Below are 19,154 nucleotides of genomic sequence, written 5' to 3'. Positions count from 1 at the left end.
AGGAGAGGAAAGATGGGAAATCAACATGCAATGGATTTGTTTGAGGAAGAGAAAAAGTTTATAAAAGCGCAAGTTCTTCATACCATTTTCCACAACGAAGAAAACCTCTATTCCGTTGTCAGTATGAAAGTCATTGAAACGAATGAAACATATGACGAAAAGAAAGTAATGATAAACGGTCATTTTCCCCGCATGCATGAAGATGAAGTGTTTACATTGACAGGTCACTTTAAGGACCATCCAAAGTATGGAAAACAATATATGGTTGAAACATTTAAAAAAGAATTGCCGCAAACAAAAGCAGGTATGGTGCAATATTTAGCGAGTGATTTATTTAAAGGGATAGGAAAGCGTACAGCGGAAAAAATTGTGGATCATCTCGGGGAACATGCTATTTCTAAAATTATGGATGACCCTGAGGCGTTAAATGGTGTTGTTAACAAACAAAAGGCTCAGGAAATATATGAGACAATTGTTGAACATCAAGGATTAGAGAAAGTAATGAGCTTTTTAAATGGTTACGGTTTTGGAACGAAACTTTCTATTAAGATTTACCAGCAATATAAAGAGATGACATTAGAAGTGATTCGTAATAATCCGTATCAACTTATTGAAGAAGTGGACGGGATTGGTTTTGGACGAGCGGATGATATAGGGCGTGCGTTAGGAATATCGGGTAATCACGACGACCGTGTACGAGCGGGATGTTTTTACACATTAGAGAATGTCTCATTGCAACTTGGTCACGTTTATATGAGGAAAGATCAACTTGTAAGAGAAACGATGTCACTTTTAAACAATCAAGAAGGAAGAGTGACTGAGGAAGATATTATAGGTTGTATTGAAACAATGCAAAGTGAAGGGAAAGTCATCATAGAAGAAGAACGAGTGTATTTAGCAACTTTATTCTACTCTGAAAAAGGTGTTGTAAAGTCTATTCGTCGATTGATGAATCAAGAGGAAACACCTTCATTTCCTGAAGCAGAAGTGTTAAAAACATTAGGTGAAATTGAAGAACAGTTAAACGTGCAGTATGCACCGTTTCAGCAAGAAGCGATTCAAACGGCACTTCATAAGCCAATGATGTTATTAACAGGTGGACCAGGAACGGGGAAAACAACTGTTATTAAAGGGATTGTTGAAATGTATGCGTCACTTCACGGATTATCGTTAAATCCGAATGAATACAGTGATGATAATCCATTTCCAATACTATTAACAGCTCCAACAGGAAGAGCAGCGAAGCGGATGAGTGAATCGACAGGACTTCCAGCTTGCACAATTCACCGTTTGCTTGGCTGGACGCCAGAAGGATCTTTCCAGCGTAATGAAACGGATCCTGTCCAAGGTAAGCTCCTTATTATTGATGAATTTTCAATGGTTGATATTTGGCTTGCGAATCAGCTATTTAAGTCGCTACCGACGAACATTCAAGTTATCGTTGTAGGTGATGAAGATCAGTTGCCATCTGTAGGACCTGGACAAGTATTAAAAGATTTATTAAATGCAGGCGCAGTTCCGACAGTGAAGCTTACTGAAATTTATCGTCAAGCAGAAGGCTCATCTGTTATTCAACTTGCCCATGCAATCAAAGACGGCACGCTCCCGCCAGATTTAGCACAAAATAAAAAAGATCGTTCATTTATCAGCTGTACAGGGGCTCAAATTGTTGAGGTTGTGAAAAAAGTTTGTGAAAATGCTAAAACAAAAGGATTTAGTGCAAGGGATGTCCAAGTATTAGCGCCGATGTACCGCGGGCCTGCTGGTATTAATGTATTAAACGAAGCATTGCAACAAGTATTTAATCCGAAGAGGGAAAAGAGTAAAGAAATTGCTTACGGTGATGTTGTATACCGAAGAGGCGATAAAGTACTGCAACTCGTTAATCAGCCAGAGAGCCAGGTGTTTAATGGTGATATTGGAGAAATTGTTTCGGTGTTTTATGCGAAAGAAAACGTTGAGCAACAAGATATGATTATCGTTTCATTTGATGGAATTGAGGTAACGTATACAAAGCCCGATTTAAATCAAATTACGCATGCATATTGTTGTTCCATTCATAAATCACAAGGTAGTGAATTTCCGATTGTTATTATGCCGATCGTGAAAAGTTACAACCGTATGTTACGTCGTAATTTAATTTACACGGGCATTACAAGAAGTAAGAAGTTCCTTATTATTTGCGGGGAGGAAGCAGCTTTCAAATCCGGTGTAAATCGCCTTGATGATGCAATGCGTCAAACAACTTTGGCTAGTCGCTTGCAGGAATCACAAGGAGAAGTACAGATGGTCACAGTTAATGGCGAAGAAATGGACGTGGAAAACATTTCACCGTATGATTTCATGTAACAAGGTGAAATTATATAGTGAAACTTTCAAACGCATAGCGTTGAAAGGCTCCAGCGATGTATAAACGAATGCAGTTTGGACATAATGGCGAATAGAATCTGGGAGTCTGTAAGGAGATGAAAGCCATATGTTCATTTGTCCAAATTGCAAAGGGAAAGACATTGGAAAAATAGGTGTCAACCAATTTTATTGCTGGAATTGTTATATCGAATTATCGGTTTCAAAGGGGAAAATCCATACGCATCAAGTTGAGGAAGATGGTTCATTAAGCTCTCTTGATGATTTATTTGATGAGAATGAAAGAACGATCGGATAACGAAAAGGGGGATTTACTTTGAATCTACGCAATTCATTAATCGCATTAGGTGTTGGAGCTGCAGCATATCAATATGCTCGTAAGCAAGATGTATTTTCAAAACGCAATATGAAAAAAGCACGTAAGATGATTAAGTCTTACTTATAATCATTTCGATAAAGTGAAAAACTCCCTTATTGACGAGGGAGTTTTTTTATGCGCTCATATGCAAATAAAAAAGTCCGATTTCTGAGAAAAGATAAGATAGACCGTAGCAGCCAACGCCGAGTATTCCATACTGCCATAATTGCTTCGCTTTTTCTTTACGTGAGGAACGAATAAAGAACCCCTTCCAAATACCAAACCCGATACAAATCCATTCAAGAATCATAAAAAGTGCTGATAATCCAAGCATAAACAAAACCATAATTAGCCCTCCTGATTATATTAATTCATGCTGTATTCTCAGGGGTGGTTGTCCTTGTTATGTTATTTATATGTACGTCTTTAAAAAACAGTATGGTCCGTATGAAAAGATTTTAAAAGTTTCGCACATAACCTACCCCATTTATTTTCAAAATAAAGGTGGAGGAGGTTTTTCATGTGAAGAATCTTAAAATCATTTGGATATATCGTTTAGGATTATTATTACTTGTTTTTCTTTGTTTGCTCGTCTTTTTAAAAATTAAGCCACTATGGGCACCGATTATTTTTGTATTTAAAGTAGCAATCACGCCATTTCTTATCGCTTGTTTTATTGCGTATTTATTGCATCCTTTAATTGAAAAAATCCATAAGGAAGGGATGCCCCGTACACTTGCCATTTTGCTTATTTATATCCTTTTCTTTGGCGGAATTGGTTATGGGATTTATAAAGGAACGCCAGTCGTTATTAAACAGTTACAAGAGATTAATGAACAATTTCCGCAGTTTACAAAGATGTACGATTCGTGGATGGATGGCGTTACAGAACAAACAGCGAATTTCCCTTCGTTCATTCATGAAAAGGTGAAACAACTTTTTGTGGGTGTGGAAACGAAGATTCAAGCGCTTTTAAATAAAGTGATGAGTACAGCTCGTGGTGTACTCGATTCATTGCTCATTATTTTCTTAATACCGTTCATTGTATTTTACATATTAAAAGATTATGGTGAGTTTTATCATATCTTTTGGAAACTAGTCCCAAGTAAATGGCGAGGTACGGGGCAAATGCTTGCGAAAGAAATTGATAAGTCACTTGGAAGTTATATTCGAGGACAGTTATTTGTTTGTTTGGTATTAGGGGGAGTATCAGCTCTTTCTTTTTGGTTTATCGGTATGAAATATCCATTATTGCTTGGTATTATTATTGGGGTAACGGATATAATCCCGTACTTCGGCCCTATTTTAGGAGCGATCCCGACGTTAATGATTGCAGCAACAGTATCAACGAGCTTACTTATTAAGGCGGGTATTACGATTGCTATTTTGCAATTTGTGGAAAGTAACATTTTATCGCCTTACATTGTTGGTAAGTCACTTCGTATGCATCCCGTTATTATTATGCTTGCATTACTAGTTGGAGGGGAAGTAGCTGGTATTGTAGGGTTACTAATATCGGTTCCCATCTTAGCAGTTATTCGCACCGTCATTGTTCATGTGAAGCCTCTCTTGAAAAAAGAAGATGTGTAAGTATAGAAGCCCTCTATGTAAGAAATAGAGGGCTAATCGTATATTTATTTAGAAATCTGCTCGTGTATCTTTTGAACGAGGGAGCTCACATCATTTGTTTGAATATGTTTTATTTTTTTCCATTCGTTATCATACATAAATACAATTTGATTGTTGAAAAGACGCTTTTGTTCTTTTAGATTAGAAATTTTTGCGAAAGAGTACTCTTCAAATATTGGATTGTTACTTACATCTGGTCCATAAAAGAATAGCCTTCTGTTCGTTAAAATCAATAGGCCTGGTCTCGCGACGGAACGATAAATAAATATGTCTAATGAACATGCTGCGTAAAGTAATATTGTTTCGTTAGTCGCTAATATGTTTTTAGCTTTGCTAAGTAAGGTTGTCATTGTGATCGCTCCTTTATTTTATTAACAATAATTTAATTATAGCAAAAAAGGTAATATTTATAATTTTTTATAAATTATTCTTGTAAGGAGATTCCGATTTGTTAATAAACGCATAATATATGAAAAGGCTGTTAAGAATGAATAGTAGAATACCTATGATAAATAAGCAATTAATACAATATAAATGATTATCTACATTGACAAACTTAAGAGAATTCTATTATATTTAGTCATATAATACATTAAATCAATGACGGAACAAGTACGTTACAGTCCATTTATAGAGAGAAGCTTCCATATGGCTGAAAGAAGCTTTAAATGAAGGGTAACAGAAAGCTAATCCTGAGAGCAGCTAATCACTGCCGTCTTGCCACGTTACGGCACCATGAGGTGATGAATTGATTGTTATTGTAATCAATTCATAATTAGGGTGGTATCGCGAGTTAACTCTCGTCCCTTTTATAGGGACGGGAGTTTTTTNNAGGAGGAAAATACAATGAAACAACTAACAGGCGCACAAATTCGTCAAATGTTTTTAGACTTTTTCCAAGAAAAAGGACATGCAGTAGAACCTAGTGCATCACTAGTTCCACATGAAGATCCATCTCTTCTATGGATTAATAGTGGTGTAGCTACATTAAAAAAATATTTTGATGGACGTGTAATCCCACAAAATCCACGTATTACAAATGCTCAAAAATCAATTCGTACAAACGATATTGAAAACGTAGGGAAAACAGCTCGTCACCATACATTCTTTGAAATGTTAGGAAACTTCTCAATCGGTGATTACTTCAAAGAAGAAGCAATTACATGGGCTTGGGAATTCTTAACGAGCGACAAATGGATCGGATTCGATAAAGAATTACTATCAGTTACAATCCATCCAGAAGATGAAGAAGCATTCACAATTTGGAATGAAAAAATGGGCGTTCCAAAAGAGCGTATTATCCGCTTAGAAGAAAACTTCTGGGATATTGGTGAAGGACCAAGTGGACCGAATACAGAGATTTTCTATGACCGCGGGGAAGCTTACGGTAATGACTTTAGTGACCCAGAATTATATCCAGGCGGAGAAAACGAGCGTTACTTAGAAGTATGGAACCTTGTATTCTCTCAATTTAACCATAATCCAGACGGTTCATATACACCACTTCCTAAGAAAAACATTGATACAGGGATGGGTCTAGAACGTATGACATCTATCGTTCAAGATGTGCCTACAAACTTTGATACAGACCTATTCATGCCGATGATTGGTGCAACAGAATCAATTTCTGGTGAGAAATATCGTAATGGCGATTTAGAAAAAGATATGGCATTCAAAGTAATTGCTGACCATATCCGTACAGTAACATTCGCTGTTGGTGACGGTGCTCTTCCATCTAACGAAGGTCGTGGTTATGTATTACGTCGCTTATTACGCCGCGCTGTTCGTTATTCGAAGAAATTAAACATTAACCGTCCATTCATGTTTGAATTGGTACCGGTTGTTGGAGAAGTAATGAAAGACTTCTATCCAGAAGTACTTGAAAAGAAAGATTTCATTGCGAAAGTTGTGAAAAATGAAGAAGAGCGTTTCCATGAAACACTTCATGATGGTGAAGCAATTTTAGCTGAAGTTATTGCAAAAGCAAAAGAAGAAAAAACAACTGTTATTTCTGGAGTAGATGCGTTCCGTCTATATGACACATACGGTTTCCCAATCGAATTAACAGAAGAATATGCAGAAGAAGCTGGTATGACAGTTGACCAAGAAGGCTTCGAAAATGAAATGGAAAAACAACGTGAGCGTGCACGTGCTGCTCGTCAAGACGTTGACTCAATGCAAGTTCAAGGCGGTGTACTTGGAGAAGTTAAAGTAGCGAGTGAGTTCGTTGGTTACGGTACAGTTGCAACGGAAAGTAACGTTGTTGCACTTGTGAAAAACGGTGAGTACACAGATAGCTTACAAGCAGGGGAAGAAGGACAGTTAATTCTTGACGTAACACCATTCTACGCTGAGAGCGGTGGACAAATTGCTGACCGTGGTTACCTTCTTGCTGACGGCGTGAAAGTTCTTGTAAAAGACGTACAAAAAGCACCAAATGGTCAAAACTTACACAAAGTAGCTGTGGAAGAAGGCACGTTAACGAAAGATGCAGCTGTGAAAGCTGTTATCGATACGAAAAACCGTAGTAGCGTTGTGAAAAATCATACAGCAACTCACTTACTACACCAAGCATTAAAAGACGTACTTGGAACGCATGTTAATCAAGCAGGTTCTCTTGTAACTTCTGAACGTCTACGCTTTGACTTCTCTCACTTCGGTCAAGTGCAAGCTGACGAATTAGAAAAAATTGAGCGTATGGTAAACGAGAAAATTTGGGAAAGTATTAACGTTGAGATTTCTCAAAAATCAATCGGAGAAGCAAAAGAAATGGGCGCAATGGCATTATTCGGTGAAAAATACGGTGATGTTGTACGCGTTGTACAAGTTGGCGATTACAGCTTAGAGCTTTGCGGTGGTTGTCACGTTGATAATACAGCTTCTATCGGTATTTTCAAAATCGTTGCTGAGTCTGGTATCGGTGCAGGAACTCGTCGTATTGAGGCGGTAACTGGTAAGTCTGCATACGAATTAATGAACGATCAAGTAGGTTTATTAAAAGAAGCAGCAGGAAAAATGAAAACAAATCCGAAAGATATTTTAACAAGAGTTGATGGTCTATTTGCTGAAGTGAAACAACTTCAAAAAGAAAACGAATCTCTTGCTGCGAAATTAAGCAATATTGAAGCTGGAAACTTAACTGATTCTGTAATGACAGTTGATGGTGTGAATGTATTAGCAGCGAAAGTAAATGTTGCAGATATGAACAACTTACGTACGATGATGGATGATCTAAAAAATAAATTAGAGTCAGCAGTTGTTGTATTAGCGTCTGTTAATGACGATAAAGTAAACATCCTAGCAGGTGTAACGAAAGACTTAATTAGCCAAGGTTACCATGCTGGTAAACTTGTGAAAGAAGTAGCTTCTCGTTGCGGCGGTGGCGGTGGTGGCCGTCCTGATATGGCACAAGCAGGTGGTAAAAACCCAGCTCAAGTCGAAGAAGCTTTAGCATTTGTACAAGAGTACGTTAAATCTGTTTCAAAATAAAGAGATAGTAGTGTACAATGGTAGGGAGAGGAGAAGTTCTTCTCCCTATACTTACTATATAAGTGAGGTGCTTGAAATGGACGGTTTTGATAAAACAATGAAGTTTAGCATTCAAGATGAAAAACAGAGTGTCCATGTAAATGATGTACTTTTAACTGTGTATGATGCACTTCAAGAAAAAGGCTATAATCCGATTAACCAAATCGTCGGTTATTTATTAAGTGGAGACCCAGCATACATACCTCGCCATAAAGATGCACGAAGCATCGTTCGTAAGCTTGAACGTGATGAGATCATTGAAGAGCTTGTGAAGTCTTACTTGAAACATCATCGTGAGGAGTAGTTTATGCGGATATTAGGTTTAGATGTAGGTACAAAAACAGTCGGAGTTGCAATGAGCGACGAAATGGGCTGGACAGCACAAGGATTAGAAACAATTAAGATTAACGAAGAACGAGGTCACTTTGGTTTTGATCGTATTTCTGAGTTAGTAAAGCAGTACAATGTGGACAAAATAGTAGTAGGTTTACCTAAAAATATGAATGGTACAATTGGCCCACGTGGTGAAGCGTGCCAACAATTTGCAGAAAACCTACGAGAGCTGTTACAATTAGACGTTGTAATGTGGGACGAGCGTTTGTCGACGATGGCAGCGGAACGTCTACTCATTTCAGCGGATGTAAGCCGTAAGAAGCGAAAACAAGTAATCGATAAGATGGCTGCAGTCGTAATCTTACAAGGATTTTTAGATAGTAAATAAGAGGTGACCAAAATGGAAGAAAATCAAATTACAATTGTAGACGAAAAAGGTAACGAACATTTATGTGAAATTATTTTCACTTTTGATGCTGAAAAATTTGGTAAAAAATCATACGTAGTCTTCTCTCCAATCGGTGAAGTAGACGAAGATGGAGACCAAATTTATGATGCAATGGCTTATGAGCAAAATGAAGAAGAGGGCGGAAGTTTACTTCCAATCGAATCTGAAGAAGAGTGGGAAATGGTACAAGAAATGTTCAACACTCTTGCTGATGAGCAAGAAGCTGAATAATAAGTACTGAAAAGATGGACGACATACAGTCCATCTTTTTTTTGTATTTATATGTAAAATGAAAGATTTTTTGTCGAAACTGTGTAATCCTTTGTAGTATAATGAGACGGATTGTAGAAAAATAAAATGGATACTAAAAAAGATAGGCGAATTTGTTGTGGCTTTCCATCATGCTGTATAGAAACATATACATATGGTCTACAATTGAATAAGGAGGAAGAGTTTTGATAGAGAATCAAGTGAAAAAGAAGCGTAGACGCATCTTTTTATTTTCGATTATTGCACTGCTTTTAGTTTGTGGTTCAGTCTATGCGTATATTTCATCCGCATTAGGACCAGTTGATAGCGGGAATAAAAAAGAGATTGAAGTAGAAATTCCGAAAGGATCATCTACAAGTAAAATTGGAGAAATTTTAGAAGAAAAAGGCGCTGTGAAAAACGGTACAGTTTTTAGTTTTTATACAAAGGCTAAATCGAAAAGTTTACAAGCAGGTACATATTTATTAAATCCTTCGATGAATGCTAAAGATGTTATCGAACAAATGTCATCTGGCAACGTGCATCGTCCAGCTCTTTATAAAGTGACGATCAAAGAAGGAGCTCAAGTAACTGAAATTGCAGAAACGATTGCGGCAGAACTAAAGTGGAATAAAGATGATGTTACGCGTCAATTAAACGATAAAGCATTTATTCAAAAAATGCAGCAAAAGTATCCGAAGTTATTAACGGATAAAATCTTTGATAGTAATATTAAATACCCATTAGAAGGTTATTTATATCCTGCGACGTATTCATTTTATAAGAAAGATACGACGTTAGAAGAAATCGTAATTCCGATGCTTGAGAAAACAAATGCAATCATTGTTCAAAATGAGGCAAAAATGAAAGCAAAGAACTGGGATGTTCATCAGCTTTTAACATTATCTTCACTTATTGAAGAAGAGGCAACTGGTTTTACAGATCGTCAAAAGATCTCTAGTGTCTTTTATAATCGTTTAGAGAAAGGTATGCCGCTTCAAACGGATCCAACGGTATTATATGCACTTGGAAAGCATAAACAACGTGTATTATACGAAGATTTAAAGGTCAACTCACCGTACAATACGTATGTTGTAAAAGGATTGCCGGTAGGGCCGATCGCAAACTCTGGTAAACATTCAGTGGAAGCTGCGTTAGAACCTGCGCAAACAGATTATTATTATTTCTTAGCTGCACCAAGTGGTGAAGTGTACTATGCGAAAACATTAGAAGAGCATAATGCATTAAAGCAAAAATACATTACGAAAAAACAGTGAAATGGGGAGGGATAGCGAAAAAAGTCGCACATCCCTCTTTTTTGTGGTAAAATATATCGGGTTAAAAACTGGCAGAAGAATCGTTTTTAATATCAAAACGGGACGTACAAGCTAAGGGTAAAACTGGCTTGTATTTTTATTGCATTCTATGTGGGAAAAGACGTCATAGAGGCACTTCTCCATGTAAATAAGGAGGACCATTTATGGAGGATGCAGTTAACGAGTACCTATTATCATTTATTGATCCGAAAGATAAATTAATTCTTGAAATGGAAGAATATGCAACAGAAAATCATGTGCCGATTATGGATCGACTTGGAATGGAATTTATGCTGCAATTTTTACGTTTAATTGGACCGAAAAGCATTTTAGAACTTGGAACAGCAATCGGTTATTCTAGTATTCGTATGATGCAAGCTATTTCAAATTCACGTATTGTGACAGTTGAGCGCAATCGTGAGCGATATGAAAAAGCACTTGAATATATAGAACGTTCCCCAGTAACAGATCGTATTTCAGTTATTTACGGTGATGCGTTAGAGACAGGTGAACAAGTAAAAGAACACGGGACATTTGACGTTATTTTTATTGATGCAGCAAAAGGACAGTATCGTCGCTTTTTTGACTTATATGAACCGTTATTAAATCCTGGTGGCGTAATTATTTCAGATAATGTTATGTACCATGGTCTTGTAACGACAAAAGAGAAAATTGAAAACAGACGTACACGTGGTTTAATCCGTCGTATTAAGACGTACAATGAGTGGCTTATGAACCATGAAGGATACGATACAACGATTTTCCCAATTGGTGATGGAGTAGCTGTTAGTAAAAAGAGAGGGTGACCAAGGTATGAAGAAACCTGAATTGTTAGTAACGCCAAGAGCGGTGGCGGATATCGAACTTCTTGCGAAAGCAGGAGCAGATGCGGTAATGATCGGTGAGCAAAAGTTTGGTTTACGTTTAGCAGGGGAGTTTTCACGTGAAGATGTAAAACAAACTGTGAAGATTGCACATGAAAATGGTGTGAAAGTATACGTAGCCATGAACGCTATGTTCCACAACGATAAAGTAGAAGAATTAACAGATTACGTTTCATTTTTAAATGAAGTAAATGTAGATGCAATTGTTTTCGGAGATCCAGCAGTATTAATGGCTGTTCGCGAAGTAGCGCCAAATATGCAGTTGCACTGGAATACAGAAACGACAGCAACAAACTGGTTCACTTGTAATTACTGGGGACAAAGAGGAGCGAAGCGCGCTGTATTAGCTCGTGAGCTGAGCTTAGATGAAATTGTTGATTTAAAAGAAAATGCTGAAGTGGAACTAGAAGTACAAATTCACGGTATGACTTGTATGTTCCAATCGAAGCGTTCATTAGTAGGAAATTACTTTGAGTATCAAGGACGTAATCTTGACATTGAAAAGAAAAAATATGAAGAGAATATGTTCTTATATGACCCAGAGCGTAACAATAAATATCCAATTTATGAAGATGAAAATGGTACTCATATTATGAGTCCGAACGATATTTGTTTCATCGATGAATTAGAGGAACTAATCGAAGCTGAAGTTGACAGCTTAAAAATCGATGGTGTACTAAAAAGCTCTGAATACATTATTGAAGTAACGAAGAAATATCGTCAAGCGATTGATTTATGTGTGGAAGATCGTGATGCATATTATGACTTGAAAGATGCTCTATATAAAGAAATAGAAGAAATGCAACCAGTAAATCGTCCGTTAGACACAGGATTCTTCTTTAAAGAAACGGTTTACTAAACGAGGAGGGTGTAGGAAATGACTGTACAAGAAATTTCACGAGTGATCGATGGCAAACGTGTTATTGTGAAGAAACCTGAACTGTTAATCCCTGCGGGTAACTTAGAAAAATTAAAAGTAGCTATCCATTACGGGGCAGATGCTGTATATTTAGGTGGACAAGAATTTGGTCTTCGTTCGAATGCAGGTAATTTTACGCTAGAAGAAATGGCAGAAGGCGTTGAGTTTGCAAAGAAGTATGGAGCAAAAATATACGTAACAACAAATATCTTTGCACATAATGAAAATATGGACGGGCTAGAGGAATATTTAAAAGGGATTGAAAAAGCTGGCGTAACGGGGATTATCGTTGCTGATCCGCTTATCATTGAGACTTGTAAACGTGTAGCGCCTTCTGTTGAGGTGCATTTAAGCACACAGCAATCACTATCCAACTGGAAAGCAGCACAGTATTGGAAAGAAGAGGGTTTACATCGTCTTGTATTAGCTCGTGAAGCAAGCTATGAAGAAATGAAAGAAATCAAAGAAAAAGTGGATATTGAAATTGAAGCATTCGTCCATGGTGCAATGTGTATCGCATATTCAGGAAGATGTACATTAAGTAACCATATGACAGCGCGTGACTCTAATCGTGGCGGTTGTTGCCAATCTTGCCGCTGGGATTATGATTTAGTTCAAACAGTATCACAACATAAAGATGCAAAAGAGCTTCCTCTATTCCAAGAAGAAGATGCTCACTTTGCGATGAGTCCAAAAGATCTAAATTTAATTTTATCAATTCCGAAAATGATTGAAATTGGAATCGATAGCTTAAAGGTAGAAGGACGTATGAAATCAATCCATTACGTAGCGACTGTAGCAACTGTATATCGTAAAGTAATTGATGCTTATTGTGCGGATCCAGATAACTTTGAGTTTAAACAAGAATGGTTAGATGAGCTTGATAAATGTGCAAATCGTGATACAGCTCCTGCATTCTTTGAAGGGGTTCCAGGACATCAAGAGCAAATGTTTGGAAATCATAGTAAGAAAACAACGTATGATTTTGCTGGTTTAGTGTTAGATTATAATGAAGAAACGGGCATCGTAACGATTGAGCAACGTAATCATTTCAAACCAGGACATGAAGTGGAGTTCTTTGGACCAGAAATAGAAAACTTTACGCAAACGGTGGAGAAAATTTGGGATGAGGATGGAAACGAATTAGATGCAGCGAGACATCCGTTGCAAATCGTGAAATTCAAAGTGGATCAACGAGTGTATGTGAATAATATGATGCGCAAAAGCATACTTCAATAAGAAAGAGTGATAGTCGAATGGGGACGAATAAGCCTGTTGTAATTGGAATTGCTGGTGGTTCGGGATCAGGTAAAACGAGTGTAACGAAAGCGATTTTTGACCATTTTAAAGGTCATTCTATTTTAATCTTAGAGCAAGATTATTATTACAAAGATCAAAGCCATTTACCAATGGAAGAGCGTTTAAAAACAAATTATGATCATCCGCTTGCGTTTGATAATGATCTGTTAATTGAACATTTGCAGCAGTTGCTTGCATATGAGCAAATTGATAAGCCTGTATATGACTATACATTGCATACACGTTCAGAAGAAATTATTCCAGTTGAGCCGAAAGATGTAATTATTTTAGAAGGAATTCTTATTTTAGAAGACCCACGTCTTTGCGAGTTAATGGACATTAAATTATTCGTTGATACGGATGCTGACCTTCGTATTCTGCGCCGCATGCAGCGTGATATTAAAGAGCGCGGTCGTACGATGGATTCAGTTATTGATCAGTACGTAACTGTTGTACGTCCAATGCACAATCAATTTATTGAGCCTTCTAAGAAATTTGCGGATATTATTATCCCTGAAGGTGGACAAAACCATGTTGCAATTGATATTATGGTGACAAAAATTGCAACAATTCTTGAACAAAAAGTAAATTTGTAATAGCATAGTAAAAGATATACGGTAGGAAGGGATTTTTTCCCTTCCCATCGAATACAATGAAACATGCAACCTCATCTATATATAGGTGAGGGCATATTTATATCAACTTTCCATACATATCTTCTTTATATAAAGAAGAATTGGAAATACGGGGTTGTATGTGACAACTCCGCTAGTGCAAGGGTACTAGAAACCTCCGCTAACAATGGAAGCGGAGGAGTTTTCATATGGAACTCCTCTTTTTTTCGGGGGATTGGTATATAAAAGGAGTGGAAAATATGTCAACAGAAAAAACATACCCTATGACACAAGAGGGTAAGCAAAAACTAGAGAACGAACTTGAGCAATTAAAAACAGTAAGACGTAAAGAAGTAGTAGAACGTATTAAAATCGCACGTAGCTTCGGGGACCTTTCTGAGAACTCTGAGTACGATGCAGCAAAAGATGAGCAAGCGTTCGTAGAAGGACGTATTACACAATTAGAAAATATGATTCGTAACGCAGTTATCATTAAAGATAATGGCGAAGTATCTACTGTTGTTACATTAGGTAAAACAGTAACATTTAAAGAATTACCAAACGGAGATGAAGAAGCGTACACAATCGTAGGTAGCGCGGAAGCTGACCCATTTGAAGGAAGAATTTCTAACGATTCTCCAATCGCAAAAAGCTTATTAGGTAAGCAAATTGGTGAGAAAGTAACAATCCAAACACCAGGCGGAGAAATGCAAGTAGAGATTGTCTCTGTAAAATAAAAAAAAGATTCTCCTATCGGGAGAATCTTTTTTTTTGTAGAATGAAAAAAATTGTGTAAACCTTAGAGTAATTCGACAAAAAATGTCAAAAAAACACTTTAAGCTTTGATATCATAATTGGAGAATATAGGTTTTAAAAGGGAAAAGGGGCTAATTATGAAACATAAAATCTTTACAGGATTGGTGTGTAGTATATCCATATTAGGACTTGCTGCATGCGGAACGAATGAAGAAACTACATCATCAAAGGGAGAAAAAGTAAAGCAAGAAGAAAAAAAGGATATTAAAGCAACTGAGAGTTCAAAAGCCTTAGAAAATCCAAAAGATAAAAAGGAATTTAATGATTTTGATGTAGCGTATCAATTAGCTATTGTTATGAAAATATTTCAAGATGTAACGATTAAGTATGATTACGCAATTGGAAATCCAGATTATTTATTGCGAGATTCGATGGATCAAAAAACAATAGATGATATGAAGAATATGTTACAAGAACAGGCGAAGAATAATGATAAAATTTTAAAAGATGAAGTGAATCAAGCGTATACATATTTAAAACAATCGAAAGTAAGTAATAAAGATGATATTCAAAAAATAATAGATGCACAAAATAATTATTTACATATTGTAGATAAGATGATTACTTGTATTGATTCTGTAACAGTTGAGAATGCAAAAGAAAAAAGAAATGAAATGGATAATCTTAGTAAGGATTATTTAAAAATAGCGGCTAATGTAACAACCACCGTAATTGAAGTTGCTAAAAACACTGGAGTGAATGAAACTGAATTTAGATCGCTTCTTATGAAATTTTTAGAGAAGCCAAAGAAACAATAATAACCTTATATAATATCTGTTTTTGTTTTGGGGATTGTATAAATAAAATAGTACCTCGTCTAAACTATAATAGACGAGGTGTTTTTTTATGAAAATAAAACGGAGAATTGCAATTGTTTTAATTTGTTTTATGGGCATTATGTTTTTATTGCTTTGTCGTTTAATTCAAATCCAAATTATAGATACAGAATCATTTACTAATCGCAAAATAAATTTAATTGAAAAAAGTGTTACGCAACGTACGCAATCCATTGCAGTAGACGATGGACGTGGGCAGTTTATAGATCGTAATGGTAAAGAAATAGGGGAGGAAAAGTATCCTGTTTTAATTGTTTTTCCATTTTTACAAATAAAAAATGACATGTTAGAGAAAATCGCGCATATCATTGGTGTGTCGAGACAAGAGATCAGAAGACAAATGAAAAATAAAAAAAATGCATTTATACTGCAAGGGGAAACTGCTCCATTTCGAGTGACACGAGAGCAGATGGAGAAGGTGAATCAATTACATGTATTAGGTATTGTAGCAGCTGAAGTGCGATTAAAACAAACTGGGGAGATAAATCATTTAATTGGTGATGTAGGGGAGAACGAAAGAGAATTTCAAAAGCGATATGGAGAAGTGAAAAAAATTTCAAAACAAACGCCGATAGGTATTTCAGGATTACAGCAATCATTTGATGAATTTTTATTGACTGATGGAGAGGCAAAAGTATTGTATCAAGTAGATCGGCAAGGAGAACCAATTTTCGGAAAGCAAGCGAAATATACTTCACCAGGAAATCCATTTTACCCAGTTAGGATTCAAACTACTTTACATAAAGGGTTGCAGCAAAAAGCAGAAGAAGTGATTGAAGCAAATGAAATAAAGAAGGGGGGATTAGTATTACTTGATGTAAAGACAAATGAAATATTAGCGATGGTCAGTAAGCCGTCTTTACAAGTAAGAGATAAGAATTTATATGAGACTACACTTGAAAATCAAATGTTAACGCCGCATTTTCCAGGCTCTGTTTTTAAAACAGTAGTTGCAGCTGCAGTCATTGATCAAAAAGTAAATTTGTTTAATCGGACATTTAATTGTAATAAAGATTTATATGGTGAAAACGACCCACAAGTTGTGATGGGTACACTTAACTTCAAAGAGAGCTTTGCTAGGAGCTGTAACAGGACATTTTCCGAGTTAGGTAACGAGCTATTACAAAAGGATAGGACGGTGCTAGAAACATACGTAGCAGCTTTAGGAGCAAATGAAAAGGTCGGATGGAAAGGTTCTGTATTTCATACACCCCATTTCGAGCAAATGCCAGAAGAAAAAGGCTCTACTATTTGGGGGAATGAAGAAAACAAAAATAGTAAAAAAGCGGTAGAGCAAACAGCGATTGGACAGAAAGATGTACGTATATCACCTCTAGCAATTGCTAATATGATGGCGACGATTGCGAGGAATGGAAAAAAGATGGAAGTGAAAGCTGTTGAAAAAATAGTATATAAAAATGGAGCGGATTTTTTTACATTTGAGAACCATACGTTACATGGAAAACAGCTTTCGTATGAAACAGTGAAAACATTACAAGAGTTATTAAGAGGCGTTGTAACAAGGGAGAAAGGAACAGGAACGGCATTCCACTCGTTGCCGCTCAGTGTCGCTGGAAAATCCGGGACAGCGCAAACAGGGAAAGGGACGAGGGTGAATCGCTGGTTTGCAGGTTATTTTCCGTATGAGAATCCAAGATATGCTTTAGTTGTTGTTGATCTAGAGACTGATAACAAAGTGAATAAAGTCACACCTATTTTTAAAGATATGGTAGGAGCAATCTATCAATTGGAGAATGAAAAGTAATCTTGCAATTTATAGTGAATTGTTTTCATTTCATGAAAATATCATTGTAAATGTTCAACCTTTCTAGATTTAATGTTACAATAGCAATTAGGAAAAACTGCATGGAGGTTTGGAGAATGGCAGGAGGATCAAGATTCCAACAGAAACAACAAAAACGTCGTCAAAACGGTGTTTTAAATATTGCAATCGCTATTGTATTACTATTAGTAGCTATTGTAGCATATCAATTGTTCGTTCCTAGTACGAAAGAGCAAGCATCTTCTACTGATAAGAAAGTCTCTCAACAAACAACAAAGAATGAGAAAGCTGGAAAATCAGAAGATAAAGAATCTGCTAAGAAAAAAGAAAAAGAAAAAGAGNNAGGAAGAAAAGAAAAAAGCTGAAGAAGAAGCGAAAGCTAACGAGAAAGTATCAGCTGAAAAAACTGTATCCAAGGCAAAAGAGGCTTATACAAAACCTTCTTGGAAAGCTGTAGGAACAGAACAAGGTTCATCACCAGCGATGACGTTTAAACAGGGGTCATCAGATTGGAATGAGATGCAAAGTGCAATTGCTGCAGGTATTGAAGTACCGAAGGAGCAATTAGTATTCCATTTTGTTGGAAGAGACAAAACTGGAAAGAGTAAAGCTTATGGTGACGTTCAAGATAAGCAAAGTGGAAAAAGATATTACGTAAATATTGATTGGATAGATAATGAGGGCTGGAAACCAGTACTTGTTCAAACTCTAAACTAAAAAAGAGAAGCTCCNNGGAGCTTCTCTTTTTTAGTTAACGCAATTTCTTTAATTTAAAATGAACAACCGCGCTATAATACGGTCTTTTGCTTTCAGGATCCATAACCATTTGATGTGAGATGTGATGAACTTCAAGCATAAGTGCTTTATTATTATCGATTTGTTCACTAATTTTTCGTTCTAAAGAAGCTAAGTCTCCCGCTTCAAAAAATTCTACTTTATCTTCTAACATTTCAAAGGTAAATGACATGAAGACGGCCCCTCTCCTATGTAATCAACTATAGTGTAACAAAGAAAAGAAGGAAATACCATGTACATTTCAATTGACATTTTTAGAAAGAGGGAATATCATACTGATAAAACCGATAAGAAAAAGGGGAATTTTTATGGGCACAGAATTTAATGGTTTATTTGATGAGTGGGCTCATACGTACGACTCATTCGTACAAGGCGAAGATATACAATATAAAGAAGTTTTCGCCCATTATGAGGATATTCTAGAGGATGTAGTTAACAAGTCATTTGGTAATGTATTAGAATTTGGTGTCGGTACAGGTAATTTAACAAATAAATTATTACTTGCTGGCCGCACAGTTTACGGTATAGAACCGTCGCGTGAAATGCGTATGATTGCAAAAGAGAAATTGCCAAAAGAATTTTCGATTACAGAAGGTGATTTTCTTTCGTTTGAAGTCCCAAATTCAATTGATACCATTGTAAGCACCTATGCATTTCATCATTTAACAGATGATGAAAAAAATGTAGCGGTTGCGAAGTATGGTCAATTGCTAAACAAAGGTGGTAAAATAGTGTTTGCTGATACGATATTTGCAGATCAAGATGCATATGATAAAACTGTTGAAACAGCAAAACAAAGAGGTTTTCACCAGTTAGCAAACGATTTGCAAACGGAATACTATACACGTATTCCAGTTATGCAGACTATTTTTGAAAACAATGGCTTCCATGTAACGTTTACGAGATTAAATCATTTCGTTTGGGTAATGGAGGCAACTAAGCAATAGAAAGAGGGATTAGATTGAGAATTGCTGTAATTG

Annotated in this window: 20 protein-coding genes, 1 pseudogene and 1 other annotated feature; of the genes and pseudogenes, 18 read left to right on the top strand and 3 right to left on the bottom strand. The window is 36.4% G+C overall.

The annotated features are described in order from the left end of the window. Positions 1–12: 12 nt before the first annotated feature. The 3 genes from recD2 to CN409_RS28630 all read left to right on the top strand — a co-directional run bounded on the left by recD2 (position 13) and on the right by CN409_RS28630 (position 2,812). A complete protein-coding gene (recD2, locus tag CN409_RS28640; protein ID WP_000528079.1) occupies positions 13–2,349 on the top strand; it encodes an SF1B family DNA helicase RecD2 in 2,337 nt (778 codons plus the stop codon). A 127-nt stretch (positions 2,350–2,476) separates the two neighbouring features. After that, entirely contained in the window at positions 2,477–2,665 is a 189-nt protein-coding gene (locus CN409_RS28635) for a hypothetical protein (protein ID WP_000469281.1), read from the top strand. Between the two features lie 18 nt (positions 2,666–2,683). Beyond that, positions 2,684–2,812 carry a YrzQ family protein gene (locus CN409_RS28630; RefSeq protein ID WP_001053553.1) on the top strand — a complete coding sequence of 43 codons (129 nt, stop codon included), beginning with the start codon at positions 2,684–2,686 and terminating at the stop codon, positions 2,810–2,812. A gap of 46 nt (positions 2,813–2,858) precedes the next feature. Here CN409_RS28630 and CN409_RS28625 read toward each other — a convergent pair whose 3' ends face one another. Further along, complete coding sequence (locus CN409_RS28625; protein WP_000242539.1) at positions 2,859–3,071, bottom strand: hypothetical protein; 213 nt, start codon at positions 3,069–3,071, stop codon at positions 2,859–2,861. 176 nt (positions 3,072–3,247) lie between these two features. On the opposite strand from CN409_RS28625, the gene CN409_RS28620 reads away from it, so the two are divergent. Beyond that, on the top strand, positions 3,248–4,315 hold the full coding sequence (locus tag CN409_RS28620) for an AI-2E family transporter (RefSeq protein ID WP_000793127.1): 1,068 nt from the start codon (positions 3,248–3,250) through the stop codon (positions 4,313–4,315). 44 nt (positions 4,316–4,359) lie between these two features. Here the strand turns inward: CN409_RS28620 and CN409_RS28615 are convergent, their stop codons facing one another. After that, positions 4,360–4,704, bottom strand: coding sequence for a PH domain-containing protein (locus CN409_RS28615; protein WP_063675729.1), 345 nt, complete (start codon positions 4,702–4,704; stop codon positions 4,360–4,362). Positions 4,705–4,945: 241 nt separating this feature from the next. Further along, positions 4,946–5,165, top strand: a binding site (T-box leader). A gap of 35 nt (positions 5,166–5,200) precedes the next feature. Here CN409_RS28615 and alaS point away from each other — a divergent pair. The 13 genes and pseudogenes from alaS to CN409_RS28550 all read left to right on the top strand — a co-directional run bounded on the left by alaS (position 5,201) and on the right by CN409_RS28550 (position 18,096). After that, the gene (gene alaS / locus CN409_RS28610) at positions 5,201–7,843 is read left to right on the top strand and encodes an alanine--tRNA ligase (RefSeq protein WP_000811809.1); all 2,643 of its coding nucleotides are present in this window, start codon (positions 5,201–5,203) and stop codon (positions 7,841–7,843) included. Positions 7,844–7,919: 76 nt separating this feature from the next. Then, on the top strand, positions 7,920–8,186 hold the full coding sequence (locus tag CN409_RS28605) for an IreB family regulatory phosphoprotein (RefSeq protein WP_000348591.1): 267 nt from the start codon (positions 7,920–7,922) through the stop codon (positions 8,184–8,186). Between the two features lie 3 nt (positions 8,187–8,189). Next, the gene (ruvX, locus tag CN409_RS28600) at positions 8,190–8,603 is read left to right on the top strand and encodes a Holliday junction resolvase RuvX (protein ID WP_001221202.1); all 414 of its coding nucleotides are present in this window, start codon (positions 8,190–8,192) and stop codon (positions 8,601–8,603) included. Positions 8,604–8,615: 12 nt separating this feature from the next. After that, entirely contained in the window at positions 8,616–8,894 is a 279-nt protein-coding gene (locus CN409_RS28595; protein ID WP_000392246.1) for a DUF1292 domain-containing protein, read from the top strand. Positions 8,895–9,118: 224 nt separating this feature from the next. Beyond that, on the top strand, positions 9,119–10,189 hold the full coding sequence (gene mltG / locus CN409_RS28590) for an endolytic transglycosylase MltG (RefSeq protein WP_000572141.1): 1,071 nt from the start codon (positions 9,119–9,121) through the stop codon (positions 10,187–10,189). Between the two features lie 203 nt (positions 10,190–10,392). After that, positions 10,393–11,034, top strand: a complete 642-nt coding sequence (locus CN409_RS28585) for an O-methyltransferase (RefSeq protein ID WP_000389103.1) — start codon at positions 10,393–10,395, stop codon at positions 11,032–11,034. A gap of 7 nt (positions 11,035–11,041) precedes the next feature. Continuing rightward, positions 11,042–11,971: a peptidase U32 family protein gene (locus tag CN409_RS28580; protein ID WP_000742792.1), complete on the top strand. Its 930-nt coding sequence runs from the start codon at positions 11,042–11,044 to the stop codon at positions 11,969–11,971. Between the two features lie 18 nt (positions 11,972–11,989). Then, positions 11,990–13,270, top strand: a complete 1,281-nt coding sequence (locus tag CN409_RS28575) for a peptidase U32 family protein (protein WP_000217970.1) — start codon at positions 11,990–11,992, stop codon at positions 13,268–13,270. Between the two features lie 17 nt (positions 13,271–13,287). Beyond that, positions 13,288–13,926, top strand: a complete 639-nt coding sequence (gene udk / locus CN409_RS28570; RefSeq protein ID WP_000537080.1) for a uridine kinase — start codon at positions 13,288–13,290, stop codon at positions 13,924–13,926. A 278-nt stretch (positions 13,927–14,204) separates the two neighbouring features. Continuing rightward, positions 14,205–14,681, top strand: a complete 477-nt coding sequence (gene greA / locus CN409_RS28565) for a transcription elongation factor GreA (RefSeq protein WP_014894880.1) — start codon at positions 14,205–14,207, stop codon at positions 14,679–14,681. 156 nt (positions 14,682–14,837) lie between these two features. Next, positions 14,838–15,518: a hypothetical protein gene (locus tag CN409_RS28560; protein WP_000680875.1), complete on the top strand. Its 681-nt coding sequence runs from the start codon at positions 14,838–14,840 to the stop codon at positions 15,516–15,518. An 88-nt stretch (positions 15,519–15,606) separates the two neighbouring features. Further along, complete coding sequence (locus CN409_RS28555) at positions 15,607–17,361, top strand: peptidoglycan D,D-transpeptidase FtsI family protein (protein WP_097981571.1); 1,755 nt, start codon at positions 15,607–15,609, stop codon at positions 17,359–17,361. A gap of 116 nt (positions 17,362–17,477) precedes the next feature. Then, positions 17,478–18,096 (top strand): annotated as a pseudogene (locus tag CN409_RS28550) (YrrS family protein). A 34-nt stretch (positions 18,097–18,130) separates the two neighbouring features. On the opposite strand, the gene CN409_RS28545 reads toward CN409_RS28550, so the two are convergent. Then, a complete protein-coding gene (locus CN409_RS28545) occupies positions 18,131–18,346 on the bottom strand; it encodes a YrzA family protein (RefSeq protein ID WP_000010984.1) in 216 nt (71 codons plus the stop codon). Positions 18,347–18,482: 136 nt separating this feature from the next. On the opposite strand from CN409_RS28545, the gene CN409_RS28540 reads away from it, so the two are divergent. Then, positions 18,483–19,121, top strand: a complete 639-nt coding sequence (locus tag CN409_RS28540; RefSeq protein WP_097981573.1) for a class I SAM-dependent DNA methyltransferase — start codon at positions 18,483–18,485, stop codon at positions 19,119–19,121. Positions 19,122–19,154: the final 33 nt, after the last annotated feature.

Source organism: Bacillus sp. AFS012607 (assembly GCF_002558005.1).
Taxonomy (GTDB): Bacteria; Bacillota; Bacilli; order Bacillales; family Bacillaceae_G; genus Bacillus_A; species Bacillus_A thuringiensis_S.
The sequence above is the reverse complement of the archived record's forward strand: the minus strand, read 5'-3'. Positions and strand labels throughout refer to the sequence as shown.

What these genes read in the sequence shown, in the direction of transcription:
- recD2 (WP_000528079.1), top strand. Translation starts at nt 13, where the DNA reads ATGGGAAATCAACATGCAATGGATTTGTTTGAGGAAGAGAAAAAGTTT.
- CN409_RS28635 (WP_000469281.1), top strand. Translation starts at nt 2,477, where the DNA reads ATGTTCATTTGTCCAAATTGCAAAGGGAAAGACATTGGAAAAATAGGT.
- CN409_RS28625 (WP_000242539.1), bottom strand. Translation starts at nt 3,071, where the DNA reads ATGGTTTTGTTTATGCTTGGATTATCAGCACTTTTTATGATTCTTGAA.
- CN409_RS28615 (WP_063675729.1), bottom strand. Translation starts at nt 4,704, where the DNA reads ATGACAACCTTACTTAGCAAAGCTAAAAACATATTAGCGACTAACGAA.
- alaS (WP_000811809.1), top strand. Translation starts at nt 5,201, where the DNA reads ATGAAACAACTAACAGGCGCACAAATTCGTCAAATGTTTTTAGACTTT.
- CN409_RS28605 (WP_000348591.1), top strand. Translation starts at nt 7,920, where the DNA reads ATGGACGGTTTTGATAAAACAATGAAGTTTAGCATTCAAGATGAAAAA.
- ruvX (WP_001221202.1), top strand. Translation starts at nt 8,190, where the DNA reads ATGCGGATATTAGGTTTAGATGTAGGTACAAAAACAGTCGGAGTTGCA.
- CN409_RS28595 (WP_000392246.1), top strand. Translation starts at nt 8,616, where the DNA reads ATGGAAGAAAATCAAATTACAATTGTAGACGAAAAAGGTAACGAACAT.
- CN409_RS28585 (WP_000389103.1), top strand. Translation starts at nt 10,393, where the DNA reads ATGGAGGATGCAGTTAACGAGTACCTATTATCATTTATTGATCCGAAA.
- CN409_RS28580 (WP_000742792.1), top strand. Translation starts at nt 11,042, where the DNA reads ATGAAGAAACCTGAATTGTTAGTAACGCCAAGAGCGGTGGCGGATATC.
- CN409_RS28575 (WP_000217970.1), top strand. Translation starts at nt 11,990, where the DNA reads ATGACTGTACAAGAAATTTCACGAGTGATCGATGGCAAACGTGTTATT.
- udk (WP_000537080.1), top strand. Translation starts at nt 13,288, where the DNA reads ATGGGGACGAATAAGCCTGTTGTAATTGGAATTGCTGGTGGTTCGGGA.
- greA (WP_014894880.1), top strand. Translation starts at nt 14,205, where the DNA reads ATGTCAACAGAAAAAACATACCCTATGACACAAGAGGGTAAGCAAAAA.
- CN409_RS28560 (WP_000680875.1), top strand. Translation starts at nt 14,838, where the DNA reads ATGAAACATAAAATCTTTACAGGATTGGTGTGTAGTATATCCATATTA.
- CN409_RS28555 (WP_097981571.1), top strand. Translation starts at nt 15,607, where the DNA reads ATGAAAATAAAACGGAGAATTGCAATTGTTTTAATTTGTTTTATGGGC.
- CN409_RS28545 (WP_000010984.1), bottom strand. Translation starts at nt 18,346, where the DNA reads ATGTCATTTACCTTTGAAATGTTAGAAGATAAAGTAGAATTTTTTGAA.
- CN409_RS28540 (WP_097981573.1), top strand. Translation starts at nt 18,483, where the DNA reads ATGGGCACAGAATTTAATGGTTTATTTGATGAGTGGGCTCATACGTAC.